Annotated in this window: 17 protein-coding genes and 1 tRNA gene; 17 read left to right on the top strand and 1 reads right to left on the bottom strand. The window is 64.3% G+C overall.

Annotated features, from left to right (window positions below):
* Positions 1-135: 135 nt before the first annotated feature.
* Positions 136-786, top strand: a complete 651-nt coding sequence (orn, locus tag CDO52_RS21430) for an oligoribonuclease (RefSeq protein ID WP_017619779.1) — start codon at positions 136-138, stop codon at positions 784-786.
* Positions 787-861: 75 nt separating this feature from the next.
* Positions 862-937: transfer RNA gene (locus tag CDO52_RS21435), tRNA-His, on the top strand.
* A gap of 646 nt (positions 938-1,583) precedes the next feature.
* Here CDO52_RS21435 and CDO52_RS21440 read toward each other — a convergent pair.
* Entirely contained in the window at positions 1,584-1,841 is a 258-nt protein-coding gene (locus tag CDO52_RS21440) for a GntR family transcriptional regulator (RefSeq protein ID WP_017619780.1), read from the bottom strand.
* A 156-nt stretch (positions 1,842-1,997) separates the two neighbouring features.
* Between CDO52_RS21440 and CDO52_RS28265 the strand changes: the two genes are divergently transcribed.
* The 15 genes from CDO52_RS28265 (at position 1,998) to CDO52_RS21505 (ending at position 14,577) form a co-directional block, all read left to right on the top strand.
* Entirely contained in the window at positions 1,998-2,138 is a 141-nt protein-coding gene (locus tag CDO52_RS28265) for a hypothetical protein (RefSeq protein ID WP_017619781.1), read from the top strand.
* Positions 2,135-2,356 (top strand): hypothetical protein, encoded by a 222-nt coding sequence (locus tag CDO52_RS21445; protein WP_017619782.1) that lies wholly within the window; start codon positions 2,135-2,137, stop codon positions 2,354-2,356. The genes CDO52_RS28265 and CDO52_RS21445 overlap by 4 nt, the downstream gene beginning before the upstream one ends.
* The gene (locus tag CDO52_RS21450; protein ID WP_017619783.1) at positions 2,353-2,565 is read left to right on the top strand and encodes a hypothetical protein; all 213 of its coding nucleotides are present in this window, start codon (positions 2,353-2,355) and stop codon (positions 2,563-2,565) included. Before CDO52_RS21445 ends, CDO52_RS21450 begins: the two co-directional genes overlap by 4 nt.
* Before the next feature lie 464 nt (positions 2,566-3,029).
* Positions 3,030-4,313, top strand: coding sequence for a hypothetical protein (locus CDO52_RS21455; RefSeq protein ID WP_094932646.1), 1,284 nt, complete (start codon positions 3,030-3,032; stop codon positions 4,311-4,313).
* A 353-nt stretch (positions 4,314-4,666) separates the two neighbouring features.
* Entirely contained in the window at positions 4,667-5,737 is a 1,071-nt protein-coding gene (locus CDO52_RS21460; protein ID WP_017619785.1) for a hypothetical protein, read from the top strand.
* A gap of 17 nt (positions 5,738-5,754) precedes the next feature.
* Positions 5,755-6,525: a Flp pilus assembly protein CpaB gene (cpaB, locus tag CDO52_RS21465; protein WP_017619786.1), complete on the top strand. Its 771-nt coding sequence runs from the start codon at positions 5,755-5,757 to the stop codon at positions 6,523-6,525.
* A 42-nt stretch (positions 6,526-6,567) separates the two neighbouring features.
* Complete coding sequence (locus tag CDO52_RS21470; protein ID WP_017619787.1) at positions 6,568-7,821, top strand: AAA family ATPase; 1,254 nt, start codon at positions 6,568-6,570, stop codon at positions 7,819-7,821.
* On the top strand, positions 7,818-8,213 hold the full coding sequence (locus CDO52_RS28905; protein WP_017619788.1) for a hypothetical protein: 396 nt from the start codon (positions 7,818-7,820) through the stop codon (positions 8,211-8,213). The genes CDO52_RS21470 and CDO52_RS28905 overlap by 4 nt, the downstream gene beginning before the upstream one ends.
* A gap of 113 nt (positions 8,214-8,326) precedes the next feature.
* Positions 8,327-8,650, top strand: coding sequence for a TadE/TadG family type IV pilus assembly protein (locus CDO52_RS21475; protein WP_152471705.1), 324 nt, complete (start codon positions 8,327-8,329; stop codon positions 8,648-8,650).
* An 89-nt stretch (positions 8,651-8,739) separates the two neighbouring features.
* Positions 8,740-10,074 carry a CpaF family protein gene (locus tag CDO52_RS21480; protein WP_017619790.1) on the top strand — a complete coding sequence of 445 codons (1,335 nt, stop codon included), beginning with the start codon at positions 8,740-8,742 and terminating at the stop codon, positions 10,072-10,074.
* A gap of 49 nt (positions 10,075-10,123) precedes the next feature.
* Entirely contained in the window at positions 10,124-11,053 is a 930-nt protein-coding gene (locus tag CDO52_RS21485; RefSeq protein WP_017619791.1) for a type II secretion system F family protein, read from the top strand.
* A gap of 24 nt (positions 11,054-11,077) precedes the next feature.
* Positions 11,078-11,989 (top strand): type II secretion system F family protein, encoded by a 912-nt coding sequence (locus CDO52_RS21490; RefSeq protein WP_017619792.1) that lies wholly within the window; start codon positions 11,078-11,080, stop codon positions 11,987-11,989.
* 40 nt (positions 11,990-12,029) lie between these two features.
* Positions 12,030-13,337: a sensor histidine kinase gene (locus CDO52_RS21495; protein ID WP_051060829.1), complete on the top strand. Its 1,308-nt coding sequence runs from the start codon at positions 12,030-12,032 to the stop codon at positions 13,335-13,337.
* A 105-nt stretch (positions 13,338-13,442) separates the two neighbouring features.
* Complete coding sequence (locus tag CDO52_RS21500; RefSeq protein WP_026125995.1) at positions 13,443-14,111, top strand: response regulator transcription factor; 669 nt, start codon at positions 13,443-13,445, stop codon at positions 14,109-14,111.
* Positions 14,112-14,337: 226 nt separating this feature from the next.
* The gene (locus tag CDO52_RS21505) at positions 14,338-14,577 is read left to right on the top strand and encodes a hypothetical protein (protein ID WP_017619796.1); all 240 of its coding nucleotides are present in this window, start codon (positions 14,338-14,340) and stop codon (positions 14,575-14,577) included.
* Position 14,578 lies beyond the last annotated feature (1 nt).

The following is a 14,578-nucleotide window of genomic DNA, read 5'->3' on the forward strand; positions in this document are numbered from 1 at the left end:
GTGCGATCGCACGCTCACCCGGGCCGCCCGCATTTCGACCAACAATCGTTCTCCCCGCCCCACGCGCACCGCCCCACCAGGCGCCGGCGCTCGCGACGCGAACTGCCACTCCTCAGACGCCCTAAGCTGACCGGTATGAATGACTGCCTGGTGTGGATCGACTGTGAGATGACGGGGCTCGACCTCGAACGCGACGCGCTGATCGAGGTGGCCTGCCGCATCACCGACGGCGACCTCAACCAGCTCGATGAGGGCATCGACGTGGTTATCAAGCCGCCGCAGGAGGCGCTTGACCAGATGGGCGAGTTCGTCACACAGATGCACACCACCTCCGGGCTGCTTGACGAGCTGGACAAGGGTGTGACCCTGAAGGAAGCCGAGGACCTCGTCCTGGCGCACATCAAGCGCTACATCCCGGAGCCGAAGAAGGCCCCGCTGTGCGGCAACTCCATCGCGACGGACCGGCTGTTCCTCGCCCGCGACATGCCCCGCATCGACGAGTACCTGCACTACCGGATGGTGGACGTCTCCAGCATCAAGGAGCTGCTCCGCCGCTGGTTCCCCCGCATCTACTTCGCCAGCCCGGAGAAGAACGGCGGCCACCGCGCCCTGGCCGACATCAACGAGAGCATCCTGGAACTCCGCTACTACCGCGCCGCCGGCTTCGTCCCCGCCCCGGGTCCGGACAGCGCGACGGCCCGCGCCATCGCGGCCGACATCGCCGCCGGAGGCAAGGGTGTGCCGAGCACCACGGAGGAAGAAACCGAAACCCACGAGGAAAAGTGAGCGAAGCACCCTCCGACGTCCGCTAGACTCTTCAATGAACGCAGGCGCTGAAGCCACTTCAGCCCCGCGATCATGGTGGGTGTAGCTCAGTTGGCAGAGCACTTGGTTGTGGTCCAAGATGTCGGGGGTTCAAGTCCCCTCACTCACCCCAGAGCAAAAGCCCTGGTCATCGCATGCGATGACCAGGGCTTTTTCGTTTGTCGGACCGACACTCAACCGGCGCAATGCCCTTGTCCAGGGCCCTGGCGGGCCGTCCACGTTGAGCCTGATCCGGCGGGTCCACCCACGGACGCCTGGTCGAAGAAGCCGTTTGCCGACCGGTCAATCCCGTCCGTCGTCGTCATCGCCGTGCTGCTCTACCGATGACCGAGGCGCAGGGGCCAAGTTCACCACCCGGGCGTGCATAGCCCCACTCCGTGCCGCCTCTGCGCTTCAACGGGTGTGCCGTGTGATCAGCATCGGATGCGGCGGTTATTGAGTCTGGCCGTCATCGGCGGTGATCTTGACCAGGGTCTTCTGGCTGTTACCGGTGATCGTGTCGGTGACCTGACGCGCTCCTCTTCGGCCTGCCCACCGACGTGAAATCGCTATTCATGAGCGCGAGTGCCCGCGCCGGAGGCACCCGGAGGCTGCCCGCTGGGCTCACTCTCTCTGCCTCCGGCGCCTCTGCTCGGTCCCAGCGACACCGCTACGGCCCCTGTCTCGTGGCGACTGGGACCGGATTCGCGGCTGCGCTCACGCTGATCGTGCGCGGGTGGCGCTGACCTACCTCGGCCGTAAAGAGCTGCTTTCCGCTGCTACTCGCTATCTCCGGGACGTGCCGACACGAACGTTCCCCTCTGCGGGACGGTGTAGACGTATCCCTCATCACGGAGGTAGCGAACCGCGCGGCGGGCAGTATCCCTGGCGACGCCCCAGCGCTGGATCATCGTTGCTTCCGAAGGGATCGGCCGGTTCGGTTGCAGAACCCCGCGCTCGATCTCACCAATGATGACGGCCGCAATCTGCCGGTAGGGCGGAGTCGGCGCATCGTAGTCGATCTCATCCTCGGACATGCGCCAGACGGTAGATGACTGCCTTCAAATATCCACAGATCCATACGTCGGTAGACGAGGGTATAGGAGTTGCCTTACTGTCGATTGACAGAAGAAGACCCCGGCGACGAAGGCCCTCGTCCCGGGGCATGGCCCCACTCGCGCAAGGAGTGAGACATGTCCATCCTGCCATCGCGGCGATCCCGCCGCGTCCGCCCCTACATCAGCGCGCTGGAAGCCCGCCGCTCCATCGAGGAGCGCCGCTTCCGGCAGTTCGCCGGACGGGTCTCCCTGCGGACCATGGAGGTCACCCGATGACCTCCAACATCACGCGGGCCGTGCGCGGTGACTTCAGCGTCACCTATGACCCCGAACTGCCCCTCATGCTCTGCTTCACCGTGCGCGGGCTTGGCGGGCGGATCGTACGCCTGCGCTGCCCCTACTTCGAGGCCCACCGCGCCCTGGTCCGCGAATGCGGGTTCACCAAAGCCGAGGCGTCCCGGTTCCTCGACCAGGCGATCGGAGACCAGTCGTGACCAATACGAACAACGACCCACTCCTCCGCCTGCTCCGCGAGCACTACGGCCACCGGTGGACCATCCGCCGCACCGAAAACCTGTGGGTCGCCACCGCTAACGACCCCGAGGCCGACCACGCGCCCACGATCATCCAGTCAGACGTCAACGAATTTCTCTACGACCTGGAGAACCCGCCTGCACGAGCGGCCAAGACCTGCAACGGCTGAGCAGGAACTGCCCGGTCCCCGTCGCCCCACCAGCGGCGGGGACCTTCTCGACGCCCCAGACCGGTGTGGGCTGCGCAGTTTCTCTGGAGCGCAGAAGACCCGACGTCGTGTTCGCATCTCCTAACCGACCGATCGCTCTACCCCCACCCCCCGGAGAAGAGCAGGCATCCCCCACGTGAACCGCGGCCCTTACTGACCGGGCACATTCCGGAGGAGAAGATCGGCGCATGCCGTCGCTTCCGTCCCCCTGTCCACAGGGCGACCACACCCGCTTCACGCCCTGATCGGCCTTCATTACGATAAGAATTCGATCCGCCGCACGAGCCCTGTGAGATCGCGGCACTGGGAACCACCTCCGCATGACCTCGCCGTCCAAGCGCCTATCTCGAGGGGCTTGCAAGGTGACCTTCTCCCGTCCCGGGCGCCCCGGCACCGTACCGTCCCGCACGCCAGCGGAAGCCACCGTGCGCACGGGGCCCACCGCCGCCGTTGCGCTGCTGGTCGATATCCCGGCCACCGGACAGCTCGGGGACACGTGTGCCCGCCGCTTCCCTCTCCCCCGCGATAGCCGCCGCATATTCTCGGCGAAGTCCTCTGGAGCGGTCGGCCTCGACACCAGCGCGGAGTTCATCGATTTCGCCACCGAGCGGATCGGCGAGGGTCAGAAGGTCATCGCCCTCTACCCGACATGGCGCGCGGAAGCGGCCGAACGCACCATCCACTTCGCCCGGGGAGCGCTGCGCACCGACCACATCGCCGCCGTCGGCCTGGACCTGTCACCACTCGCCATGTCTTTGCTCGCAGATCAGCTCGCGTACCTCGCGCCGTATCTGTCCGCCGGGCTGACCGCGGCGATGGCCACCGAACTCCCCAAACACATGCTGGCCGGCGCCTGGCTACGCAGTGTCGGGTCGCTCGCCACCCTGCCGACCTCGATCAGCCAGCACCTCGGCTCCTATGTCCCCGGCGTCGCCTTCATGGCCTACTGCGCACCGGAACAGCGCGTCCGTCAGGTCCGCCAGGGTGCAGACCTCGCCGACGGCATCCCCCACCACCCGCAGACGCCCACGCAGGTGCTCTATTCGGTCCCCGAAGGTCTGCGCACCACGTTCCTGAACGACGATCTGCTCCCCGCCCTGGCCCCGGACCGCTCACTGCCGCTGCCCCCGCAGCCACTGGCCACCGAGTACTGGGGAACATCGGGCCACATCGACTTCGTCGCGTTCAGCGCACACCCTTGCGCACTCTCCGACACCCTCACCGAGCTCGCCTCGACCATCTGCACCTGGTGCCGCGAACGGATCACCACCCGCGTCTGCCCGTTCTGCCACGCGGCCAACCGTCCGCCCCGCAAGCTGCAACGAAGCATGCCCCACCCCCGCAGCCGCTCCCTCGCTCCAAGTACGACCGCTCCAACCTGCCGAACGCCCACCCCGCTGGAACCAGCACCATTGGAGCAGCTGCAACAACGGGAGCCACAGGAGCCGCCGCCCCTGCCGACCTGCCCTTCCCCGGACGGCGAGGAAGAACCCGTCCCAGTCAGCATTAGCAGCCGTATGGAGGCCATCCGCCTCCGCGCCCGGGCGTCCCACGCGCCCCTAACGTCACTCCCCGAGCGGCTCCCGAAACCACCAGAGCCCTCCCCGGTTCCGCCACCCCGAATAGGCCATGACCAGGGAATTCAGCACAGAAATCCACCCTCGGCACTGCCCATGGCACCAAATGGACGTCGGGATCGCACCCCCTGAACGCCGACACCACCCCCCAAAGGCCGTATGATCCTGACGCGGCCTTTGGGTCGGTGTCTCAGCGTCCCGCAAGTGATGACGCCCATGGGCAGCAACCTCGCGCTACACAATCGTGACAATATGTCCACAATTGGCCATACTTGAACCGAGGGTCACGATTCCAAGTGCAATTCGAACGATTTTCCGGTAAACCATAACCCTATGTGACATGCGCCCCCGCTGAGACCCGCTCAGGGGCGAACTGCCGTGGCGTCAACCAGTGGCAGCGCCCTACGCTGTCTCAGCGGATTCGCAGGTGGCCTACTGCGCCCCAACACCGAAGCACGACCCCCATCCCCCGGGAGCCACGCAAAGTGTCCACCGACCCTTCCAGGTCTCACTGCGTTGTCGCTCTGCTCGCTGACATCCCCACTACCGGACACCTCGGGGATGCGCAGGCCGAGCGCTTCACCTTGAAGGGTGACGACCTCGCCGCCCGGTCCGCCGGTTTCCTCGACTTCTCGGCTCGGCACCTCGCCGCAGGCAGGAAAGTCATCGCGCTCTACCCGCAATGGCACTCAGAGGAAGCTGAGCGCGCCGTCCAGTTTGCCCGCCTCTCTCTGGGTACGGACCACATCGCCGGCATCGACGTCGATATCGCGCCGCTGGCCCTATCCCTCATGGCTGACCAGCTCGCCTATCTAGCCCCTTACCTCCCGTCCGGTTTGGTGGCCTCCCTCGTTGATGAGTTGCCGCAGCACATGCTGTCCGGCGGGTGGATGAAGAGCGTTAGTGGATTGTCGACGATCCCCATCACCCTCAAGCAGCATGTTGGCTCCTACCTGCCGACGACCACGTTTCTGGCCTTCTGCACACCGGTCAAACGTGTCGGCAGGGTGAAGGATGACAACCCCGCGCCAAACATTCCGCAACGGCCGATGGAGCCGGTGCAGATCCTCGTCAGCGCGCCGGAGAAGGTTGAGCACTCCGACTTCAACGACCAGTTCATTCCCTCGCTTGGTTGCCAGATGGCGGGCGGCCTCCCAGAGCAGCCGCTGGGGTGGAAGTACTGGGGGACTACCAAATACGTGGAGTTCGTGGCGTTCAGCGCCCACCCCCAGGCACTGACGCACCCGGTGAAAAGCATCCGCGCCACCCCGTGCCTGTGGTGCCGTGAACCGATCTCCGCTGGAGTGATCTGCCGATTCTGCCGCGGAGCCAACCAGCTGCCCGCAGGTCGGCCGCCGAAACAGGGCGCGGATGTACCCGCACCTCCGGCGAAGACGACTGGAGAACACATTCGACCGTCCTGGGTCGCCCAACAGTCGAGTTCGGCTGACGGCCGTACCCAACGTCCCCCGGCCCGACAAGGCAACACCGGCACAGGGCCGCAGTCACAGTCAACCGATCCAGCGGATTCCACACCCCCTGCCCCCCGAAGCTAAGAACGGAAAGCAAGCGTATGAACCCCCGTCAGCGGCGCGGCATCCTGCTGATGATCGTGGCCGGTATTGGAGCAGTGGCGGTCACCTTCAGCGTGATGAGCTACGTAGCCACGCTCAACGCCGAGCTCGGCAGCTACCAGACAGTATTGCGGCTTACCCAGGATGTCCCCGCATACCAGCCGGTCACTGCGGACATGGTCGAAGAGGCCAAGGTCCCTGCGAAGTTCTTCGAAAAGAGCTTCATCTCCGACCTGCAGGCTGACCTCGAACTCAAGCCCGGCGAGGTCCCGGTATCCGCCGCCGCGCTAGACAAGGGTCTCCTGCTGCAGAGCAGCATGCTCAGGCCAGCCCCCGATCTGAAGGCCGGGGAGCGCGAGATCGCGATCATGGTTGATGCGGAGACAGGCGTGGCCGGCAAGGTCGGCCCTGGTTCCCGCGTGGACGTCTATGCCACGTTCAAGGGCGATCAGGAGAACCCGCCCTGCGCGGTGCGGGCACTCACCGACATTGAGGTGCTCGAGCTCGGCGTCGTCCGTTCCGAGGCCGAAGAAGAAAGCGGCACTCTGACCGGCAATGTCCCGGTCACCTTCCGCCTCAACCCCGAGGACACCCTACGGCTCACCTACCTGGAGAGCTTCTCCAGCACCTTGCGGCTTGGGCTCGTGAGTGGAGAGGGCAGTGGTAACCCCGGTAACGAAACGATGTGCAGCGCGGACATCGCCGAGGTCATTGGAGCTTCCGGCAAGAAGAGCGACGGCGATGATGAGCAGCAGAACGACCAGCCCTAGCTCACTGCCGCACCGCTGTTCGAGGATGGAGAACGACCGCAAATGACCTACCAGGTGATGCTGGGCGCACCGACCGAGACGATCGAGTCGACCCTCACCGCAGGTTTCGAGGAACTGGCCGACAGCCAGATCGTCAGCGTGCACCGCTCCTCAAAGGAGATCATCGACACGGTGCCCAAGCTGCCCAATCTCGACGTGGTGCTGATCCACGAAGAGCTCGGTCCGCTCCCCGTCCTGGACATCATCCGGGAGCTCTCACGTTCGCACCCGCAACTCGCCGTCATTCTCCTGGTCGAAGAGGTCCTGCCAGATACCTTCAACCAGGCGATGGAGGCGGGCGCGCGTGGTGTCCTCGCCACCAGTGCCACGGTCGAGGAGCTGAGCGCCCGGATCAGCACAGCGGCCGACTGGTCACGGACACTGCGTCGCCACCTGGAGGCCGCCTCCCTCGACATCCCAGTCAGCGGGAGTCGTGGTTCGGTTGTCGCCCTGTCGGGCTCCAAAGGCGGTATCGGCACCACCACCACAGCGATCCAGCTCGCCATGGTGGCGGCCAAGGCCAAACGGTCGGTCTGCCTCGTCGACCTCGACCTGCAGTCGGGCGACGTTCCGAGCTTCATGGATCTCACCCACCGGCGCAGCATCGTCGATCTGGCTGAGGTCGCCGACAACATCAGCGCCGCAATGCTCTCGGACACGCTGTACGTGCACCCGGATGGGATCCACATTCTGCTGGCGCCGGGCGAAGGCGAGCGGGGAGAAGACATGACCGCCAGCGCCGCCCGGCAGATCCTGGGCGCGCTGCGCTCCCGCTACGAGGTCGTCATCGTGGACTGCGGCGCCTACCTGACCGAGGCAAGCGCGATGGCGGTGGAGCTGGCGGACACCGCCATCGTCGTGGTCTCCCCCGACCTGCCGGCCATCCGCGGCGGACAACGCCTTGTCGCCATGTGGGAACGGTTGCAGGTACGTAAGAAAGACGAGGTCACCGCCCTCCTGACGCGCCACAGCCGAAAGAACGAGATCCAGCCGGACTTCGTTCGCAAGCTGCTGGGTACGCCGTTGTTCAAGCATGTCATCCCCGCCAACTATCGGGCGCTGGAAGAGGCCACCAACACCGGTGATCCACTGCGGATCAGCGACGATGGGCTCCGCAAGGCATTCCGTCTGGTCGCCGACGAAGTCGGACTTCTCGTCACTCGCGCTTCAGAGACGGAGGAGCCGAACAGCGACGATCAGAAGACCGGTGGCAAGAAGACGAGCCTCAGCGGGCTGCTCAAGAAGGACAGCACATGAGGTCACGCACTCTGCGTAGGCGAAAGGGCGACAGCGGCGTCGCCCTGATCGAGTTCGCCTCCCTGGTACCGCTTCTCGGCTTGGCGCTGCTCCTTGTATGGCAGGTCGTACTCGTGGGATTGACCTCCATGTACGCCAGCCACGGCTCCGCCGAGGGAGCCCGGCAAGCAGCGGTCACCCCTTACTCCACCGACAAGATCGACCGTGAGGCGCGGAAGCGCGTCGCTCCTCCCTGGAACGACGACGATGCGATGTCCGTCGAAGTCGTCGAGGATCCGGCCGACGGGTCCTTCGTCCAGGTTCGCATCAAGACACCCGCGGTACTGCCAGGATTCGACACCCCGTGGGAGATCGGGGCCGAGACCCGGATCGTCCCCGAGGGACGCTACTGACCGCGATTTCGTAACTCACCCAGCCACCACGGACAGAAAGGAGGTGACTCGAAGCCATGGTGTCCCTCCCCTCCGCGCTCTCCCGCCGCCGGAGCAGCGACTCGGGTGCGCAGATGATCGAGTTCGCGGTCTACTTCCCAATTTTGCTGCTGTTCGTGACCCTCGTGATGGAAGTCTTCGCCTCGTTCACCGCCATCGAGCGCGTTGAATCCGCGGCCCGTGCCGGAGCTCGGGTTGCCGGTGCCAGCGGTTACGGCGTGGCTGAGTCGACCGCACGTGCCTCCCTGCCCGACTGGCTGGACGATGCCGACATCACCGCCGGCCCGAACGGCAGCGGAGGTGTGTACACGGAGGTGTCGGTGACGACACCCATCATGTGGAGCAATGCCCCCTTCAAGATCGAGCTCAAGCGTCGAGTCGAGATGCCCACCGTGTGACGTAGGGGTCGATACACCTCTGCAGGGCCAGCGCCCCCGCGTCATCGAACGACAGACACCTCTGGCAGTAGCCCCAACCGAAGGACAGCATGGGACTCAAAGACCGCCTCGCCGACGACCGTCTGGTCGAGCAGGGTGCTGACCGCGGCAGCATCTCGCACTGGCGGCAGCGTCTTCTCCAGGAGATCAACCTCGACGACCTGGCGATGCTGTCGCTCGCCCAACGACGTATTCGCCTGGAGAAGATCGTCGGGCACATCCTGTCCCGTGAAGGCCCTGTGCTCTCTGACCGGGAGCGAAGCGGCATCATTCGGCGTGTCGTCGACGAAGCCCTAGGCCTGGGCGTTCTTGAACCTCTCCTAGCCGACGAGACCGTCACCGAAATCATGGTCAACGGTCCGGACAACATTTACATCGAGCGCCAGGGAAAGGTGCAGCGCATCGAGACCACCTTCGCCAGTGAGGATCAGCTGCACCAGACCATCGACCGCATCGTCTCCCAGGTCAACCGCCGCGTCGACGAGTCCAGTCCGATGGTCGACGCCCGGTTGCCCTCGGGCGAGCGTGTCAACGTGATCATCCCACCGTTGTCCCTTTCGGGGCCTATCCTCACCATCCGACGCTTCCCGAAACCGTTCACCATCGATGAACTTGCCGCGAAAGGCAGTCTTGACGCGGCCACCGGCGTTCTGCTGGCCGCGCTCGTGCGGGCGCGATTCAACGTCGTCGTGGCGGGTGGTACCGGTACTGGTAAGACCACCTTCCTCAACGCACTTTCGGCCTTCGTTCCCGGTTTCGAGCGGATCGTCACCATTGAGGACTCCGCCGAACTCCAGCTCCAACAGGAGCACGTGATCCGGTTGGAATCCCGGCCGCCCAACATGGAGGGCGCCGGCCAGATCACCATCCGCGACCTCGTCCGGAACTCGCTACGTATGCGGCCGGACCGGATCATCGTCGGTGAGGTCCGCGGCGGCGAGACCCTGGACATGCTCCAGGCGATGAACACTGGTCATGACGGCTCCCTGGTGACCGTCCACGCCAACTCCGCCGATGATGCGATCTACCGACTCCAGACCCTGGCCTCCATGAGCGAGGTGAAGATCCCCTTCGAAGCGATCCGGGATCAGATCAGCAACGCCATCGACGTCATCGTGTATCTCGACCGCGCCGCGGACGGCGCACGCCGGGTCGGTGAAGTGGCGGTCGTCGCTTCCACACGCCGGGAGGAGTTCCGGCTGCAGAGCGTCATGGAATTCGTCAAGGAACCGATGGGAGCGGACCGCAAGGTCCGCGGCGAGTTCCATCACCGTCCCCTGCCACGGCACATTGCGCAGCGCCTCATCCACGGGGGCGAAAGCCTCCCCGGAGCCTTCGGCGTTGCCGATGATGACGATCAATCCTTCGCGAGGGGCGTGGCATGATCCACCTCCGCATCCCCCGACGTACCCGATTCCGCCACGGAGCCCCCCGGTGAACTATCCCCTACTCATCCTGGGCATCACCATCGCCACTCTCGGGGTAGCGATGGTGGCCCTCTACGACATGCTCGCCGGAGCCCAGCAGAACCGCGCTCTGCGCGCCCGCAGCGCCATGCTGGAAGTGGAGGCCCGAGCCAACCATCCGCTCGAGCGGTTCGACGTCATGCTCCAGCGCACGGAGATCGGCAAGAAGATCGGTCTGCGGATCGCGCGTGCCGGCGTGAACGTCCGGACGTCGACGTTCGTACTGCTGATGAGTGCGGCCGGGGTCGTCGCCATCGTGTTCGTCTGGCAGGCGCTCGCCCCCATCTTCGGAATCCTTTCTGCGGGTCTGGTCGGCTGGTTGTTCTTCTCCTACCTCAAACGCCAGGAGGAGCGCCGCAAGGAGGAGTTCACTGCGCAACTCCCCGAACTGGCCCGGGTCCTGTCCAACGCCACCCAGGCCGGGCTTGCGCTCCCGACAGCTGTGGACATGGCAGCCGATGAACTGAGCGATCCGGCGGGCACTGAGCTCAAACGCATGGCCAGGTCTCTCTCCGTGGGCCAGTCCTTCGACTCCGCGGCTAAGGACCTCCGGGAGCGGATGCCTTCGCGCGAGATCGGGGTCCTGGTCTCGACGCTCCTCGTCGCCGCGCGATCAGGTGGTGCGCTGGTCACGGCGCTACGAAACATCTCCACCACCCTTGAGGAGCGCAAGGAGACCCGCCGGGAAGTAAAGACCATTCTCAGCGAGACCACTGCGACCGCCTGGGCGCTGACCGCGATGAGCGTTGGTTCGCTGTTCCTCGTCAATCTGATCTCACCGGGGGTTATTCGAACCATGACCGAGAGCCTGGGGGGACAGGTCGTCCTGGCGATCTCCTGCTCCCTCTTTCTCGTCGGTGTCGTCTTGGTCCGCCGCATCACCAAGATCAACTACTAGTCGAGTCACGGAACGCGAACTGACATGCCGACGATCAGCTTCTCCCTCCCAGTCCTCCTCCTGATCAGCCTCGTGGCTGGTCTCCTATGGATCACCGCTGTGTGGGGGTTCCACCTCTACACCTCAGAGAACCGCGTCAATACCGACGACGAGCTACTCCCGAAGAAGAAGGCGGGGGACCAGCCCTTCATCCTCCACCGCATCACCGCGATGCTCGGCAGGCCGCTCACCAAAACAACGCTTGACCTCCTCGGTGAGCAACGTCAAGCGTCCGTCCGTCGTCGCCTGGAGGCCGCGGGACGCCCCGACGGCCTGACCGTCGAACTGTACGCCCAGCGCAAGGCGGGCGAAGTCCTTCTCTACGGTTCGTTGGGGCTGTTCTTCCTCATGGGTGGCAGTGTCCTGTTCGCTGCGATGGCGTTTGCCTTCACCTTCATGAGTGACCTCGACCTCTATGCGCGTTCCCAGCAGCGGCAGAACCAGATTCAGGAACAGCTCCCCGACTTTCTCGACGTTCTCGCGGTGACCGTCGGCGCCGGCCTCTCCTTTCGCCAGGCCCTGGAGCGCGTTTCGGAGGCAATGCCGGGTGTGCTCTCGGATGAGTTCCGCACCGCACTCCGCCAGATGGACCTCGGGACTAGCCGACGCAAGGCGTTCACGGATCTTCGGGAACGCAACAAAAACGAAGCCCTCGGCAAGTTCGTTACTGCGCTTCAACAGGCTGAGGAGCTAGGCGCACCCCTGGCCCAGTCGCTCCACGAAATCGGTCAGGACATGCGTCGAGACGATGCCCAGTACATGCGCCGCAAAGCGCAGAAGCTCAACCCGCGTGTCACAGCAGTATCTGCTGGCACGCTGCTACCCGGATTGATCCTGCTCGTCGGCGGCACCATGGTCTTCGGCCTGGGCACCGATTTCAGCAACCTCACGCCCTGACAACCAGCTCATTCAATCTCTTGGGGAGCCAGAGAACAGCATGAAGACCGACCGGACACCGTCTCCAGCCGCACGTACGCGGCTGGATTCCACTGTGCGGTTGCTACTCCACCTCCGGCTGCTCCTGACCGGTGTCGCTCTGCTCTTCCTTCCCCGTGAGCGAATCGACGTCGACATTCTCCTGATTGTCTGCGCGTTCGCTCTGCTCACCTGGTTAGCAGCCCGTTACTGGAACCGGCTTACACCACAACTATCCCAGCTCCCCCTCCTAGCCGCCGGAGACGCCTTTGTCGCTGCCGTGGTCCTGGCTGTCGACGGCCCGGATGGCCCCTTTTTTATGGCAACCGTGTTGACGACCAGCATCGCAGGTGTCCTGTTCAGTTGGCGCGGCCTCATGGCCATCGCATTCTGCCAGGTGATCTTCTACTACGCGGCGCTTCTGTCCTACACGGGTCTCAACGGTTCCATGCCTGCGAACATCACATTCCAGGTGCTGTTGGTGCACCCCTTGCTCTACCCCATCGCCGGATACGTCGGATCGCGCCTGCGTGCAATCTTCGAAGAGTTGGCAGCCGAACAGGCGGCCCGGCAGCTCGCTGAGCGCTCCGCTGCCGCCGCTGAGGAACGCGCCCGCCTCGCACGCGACATGCACGACTCCGTCGCCAAAACCTTGCAGGGAACGGCCATGGCCGCCCAAGCGCTTCCGCTGTGGGTGGCCCGGGATCCGCAACGGGCCAGTTCCGAGGCATCTCGGATCGCCAAGGCTACAGAACTCGCGGTTGCCGAAGCTCGGGAACTCATCTCTGACCTGCGCACCAACCGGCCCGACGCCGACATCGCCACACAGATAGCTGACATCGCCACCGACTGGGCGAACCGGTCCGGAATCCCGGTCCGGGTCTCCCTTCCAAACACTTCCCAGGGCAGTTCGATCAAGCTGATGGTGATCGCCGCTCAGGAGATGGTGGCCATCCTGCAGGAGGCATTGACCAATATCGAACGCCACTCCAAAGCATCCACAGTCAAGGTGGCGCTGGAAGCGGTCGATGGCCACGCCGTCTTACGGGTCATCGACGACGGCACGGGTTTCGGGCCGGTTTCTTGGGACAGCAGGACCCAGGCCAGTCAAGAACTTCCTGAGCCGATCGGTCACTACGGGCTCGTTGGCATGCACGAACGTGCCGCGCATGCCAACGGCTCACTTAGCATCACCAGCGCCTCGGGAAAAGGAACCACAATTGGGGTGCGCATGCCGATGGCCGCACCGGAGGACAGCTTGGGAGAGACCTACGCCCACCCGATGTCGGGCACCGACACCTCCCACAACGCGAAGAGGAGCGAGCAATGAACGCGCAACGCTCCCACCCAGCCTGGGTGTCTTGACCCCCGCCCCTCAGTTCACGGACCGAATTCACAGCAGAATCCTCCGATCACTCGCCAGGGAGATCCCCCCATGACCTGCCCACCCCATCGTGCCCTTGTTGTCGACGACAACCTTGTCGTACGCGCTGGCTTGGTGGCCCTTCTTGAGGCGACTGGAGAGATCACTGTCATTGGTGAGGCAGGTGATGGGCAGGAAGCCATCGACCAAGCTCAGCGCCTCAGACCGGACGTCATCCTGCTCGACGTGCGAATGCCCTTGGTCGACGGGATAACAGCGGTGGAGCAGCTCGTTCCGATCGCCCCGGTGCTCATGCTCACGCACACCGAAGACCCCGAGATCATCCGCACCTCTCTGCAACGTGGCGCCTCAGGCTATCTGGTCCACGGAGCATTCAGCATCGAAGAACTGAACAAGGCCGTGGCGAATGTGGTCGCTGGTGACGGCAATCCCCTGTCCCCGGTAGCGGTCCGCGCACTCGTCGATGCCGTCCGCGAGCCCGAGGTCAAGGCAGCGCCGCCACCCCCTAACCATCCGCCCGGCTACCTGGGCCTCACCCAGCGAGAGATGGAGATCCTCAACCTCATCGCCAAGGGACTCACCAACAGGCAGATCGCCGAACAGCTCTTCCTTACAGAGAAGACCGTGAAGAACCACGTCAACCGCATCTTCACGAAACTCCAGGTCAGCTCTCGGGCAGCAGCCATCGCCCGTTGGAACGGCACAGATGAAGCATCGTGAGGCCTTCACCGACCAGGCAATTCAATCCTGCCGCTAGTGGCGTTCGCGCTACCGAGGAAACATGCCCAGCACAATTGGGCCCGAGCCGATGCGGGATTGGGCCCACAGACCCTATGGGTCCAACTCTGAGCAGCATAGATTGATGATCGTCACCGACAGCGAACGAAGCGAAGAACCGCTGATCTCGCACTACAGACTTCCACAATCCAAAGTAGGAGCCTTTTAGATGACGAATCCCCTGCTCCCTGTTATCGTCCGTACTCAGATCTTCGTTGCGATGCGCCGTGAACAGCTGCGTAACCGTCTCACTGACCGGGGAGCTGGCCTAGTCGAGTACGGTGCGCTTATCGTTCTCGCCATCGCAATTCTGACGGCGATCTATCAGACAGGCATCATCGACACCGTAAACAAGAACACCAAGCAGGCCCTGGACGACCTCTTTAACCGAGAGTTCCGAGGCGACTAGG

The organism is Nocardiopsis gilva YIM 90087 (genome assembly GCF_002263495.1).
Taxonomy (GTDB): Bacteria; Actinomycetota; Actinomycetes; order Streptosporangiales; family Streptosporangiaceae; genus Nocardiopsis_C; species Nocardiopsis_C gilva.

What these genes read in the sequence shown, in the direction of transcription:
- orn (WP_017619779.1), top strand. Translation starts at nt 136, where the DNA reads ATGAATGACTGCCTGGTGTGGATCGACTGTGAGATGACGGGGCTCGAC.
- CDO52_RS21440 (WP_017619780.1), bottom strand. Translation starts at nt 1,841, where the DNA reads ATGTCCGAGGATGAGATCGACTACGATGCGCCGACTCCGCCCTACCGG.
- CDO52_RS28265 (WP_017619781.1), top strand. Translation starts at nt 1,998, where the DNA reads ATGTCCATCCTGCCATCGCGGCGATCCCGCCGCGTCCGCCCCTACATC.
- CDO52_RS21445 (WP_017619782.1), top strand. Translation starts at nt 2,135, where the DNA reads ATGACCTCCAACATCACGCGGGCCGTGCGCGGTGACTTCAGCGTCACC.
- cpaB (WP_017619786.1), top strand. Translation starts at nt 5,755, where the DNA reads ATGAACCCCCGTCAGCGGCGCGGCATCCTGCTGATGATCGTGGCCGGT.
- CDO52_RS21470 (WP_017619787.1), top strand. Translation starts at nt 6,568, where the DNA reads ATGACCTACCAGGTGATGCTGGGCGCACCGACCGAGACGATCGAGTCG.
- CDO52_RS28905 (WP_017619788.1), top strand. Translation starts at nt 7,818, where the DNA reads ATGAGGTCACGCACTCTGCGTAGGCGAAAGGGCGACAGCGGCGTCGCC.
- CDO52_RS21475 (WP_152471705.1), top strand. Translation starts at nt 8,327, where the DNA reads ATGATCGAGTTCGCGGTCTACTTCCCAATTTTGCTGCTGTTCGTGACC.
- CDO52_RS21480 (WP_017619790.1), top strand. Translation starts at nt 8,740, where the DNA reads ATGGGACTCAAAGACCGCCTCGCCGACGACCGTCTGGTCGAGCAGGGT.
- CDO52_RS21490 (WP_017619792.1), top strand. Translation starts at nt 11,078, where the DNA reads ATGCCGACGATCAGCTTCTCCCTCCCAGTCCTCCTCCTGATCAGCCTC.
- CDO52_RS21495 (WP_051060829.1), top strand. Translation starts at nt 12,030, where the DNA reads ATGAAGACCGACCGGACACCGTCTCCAGCCGCACGTACGCGGCTGGAT.
- CDO52_RS21500 (WP_026125995.1), top strand. Translation starts at nt 13,443, where the DNA reads ATGACCTGCCCACCCCATCGTGCCCTTGTTGTCGACGACAACCTTGTC.
- CDO52_RS21505 (WP_017619796.1), top strand. Translation starts at nt 14,338, where the DNA reads ATGACGAATCCCCTGCTCCCTGTTATCGTCCGTACTCAGATCTTCGTT.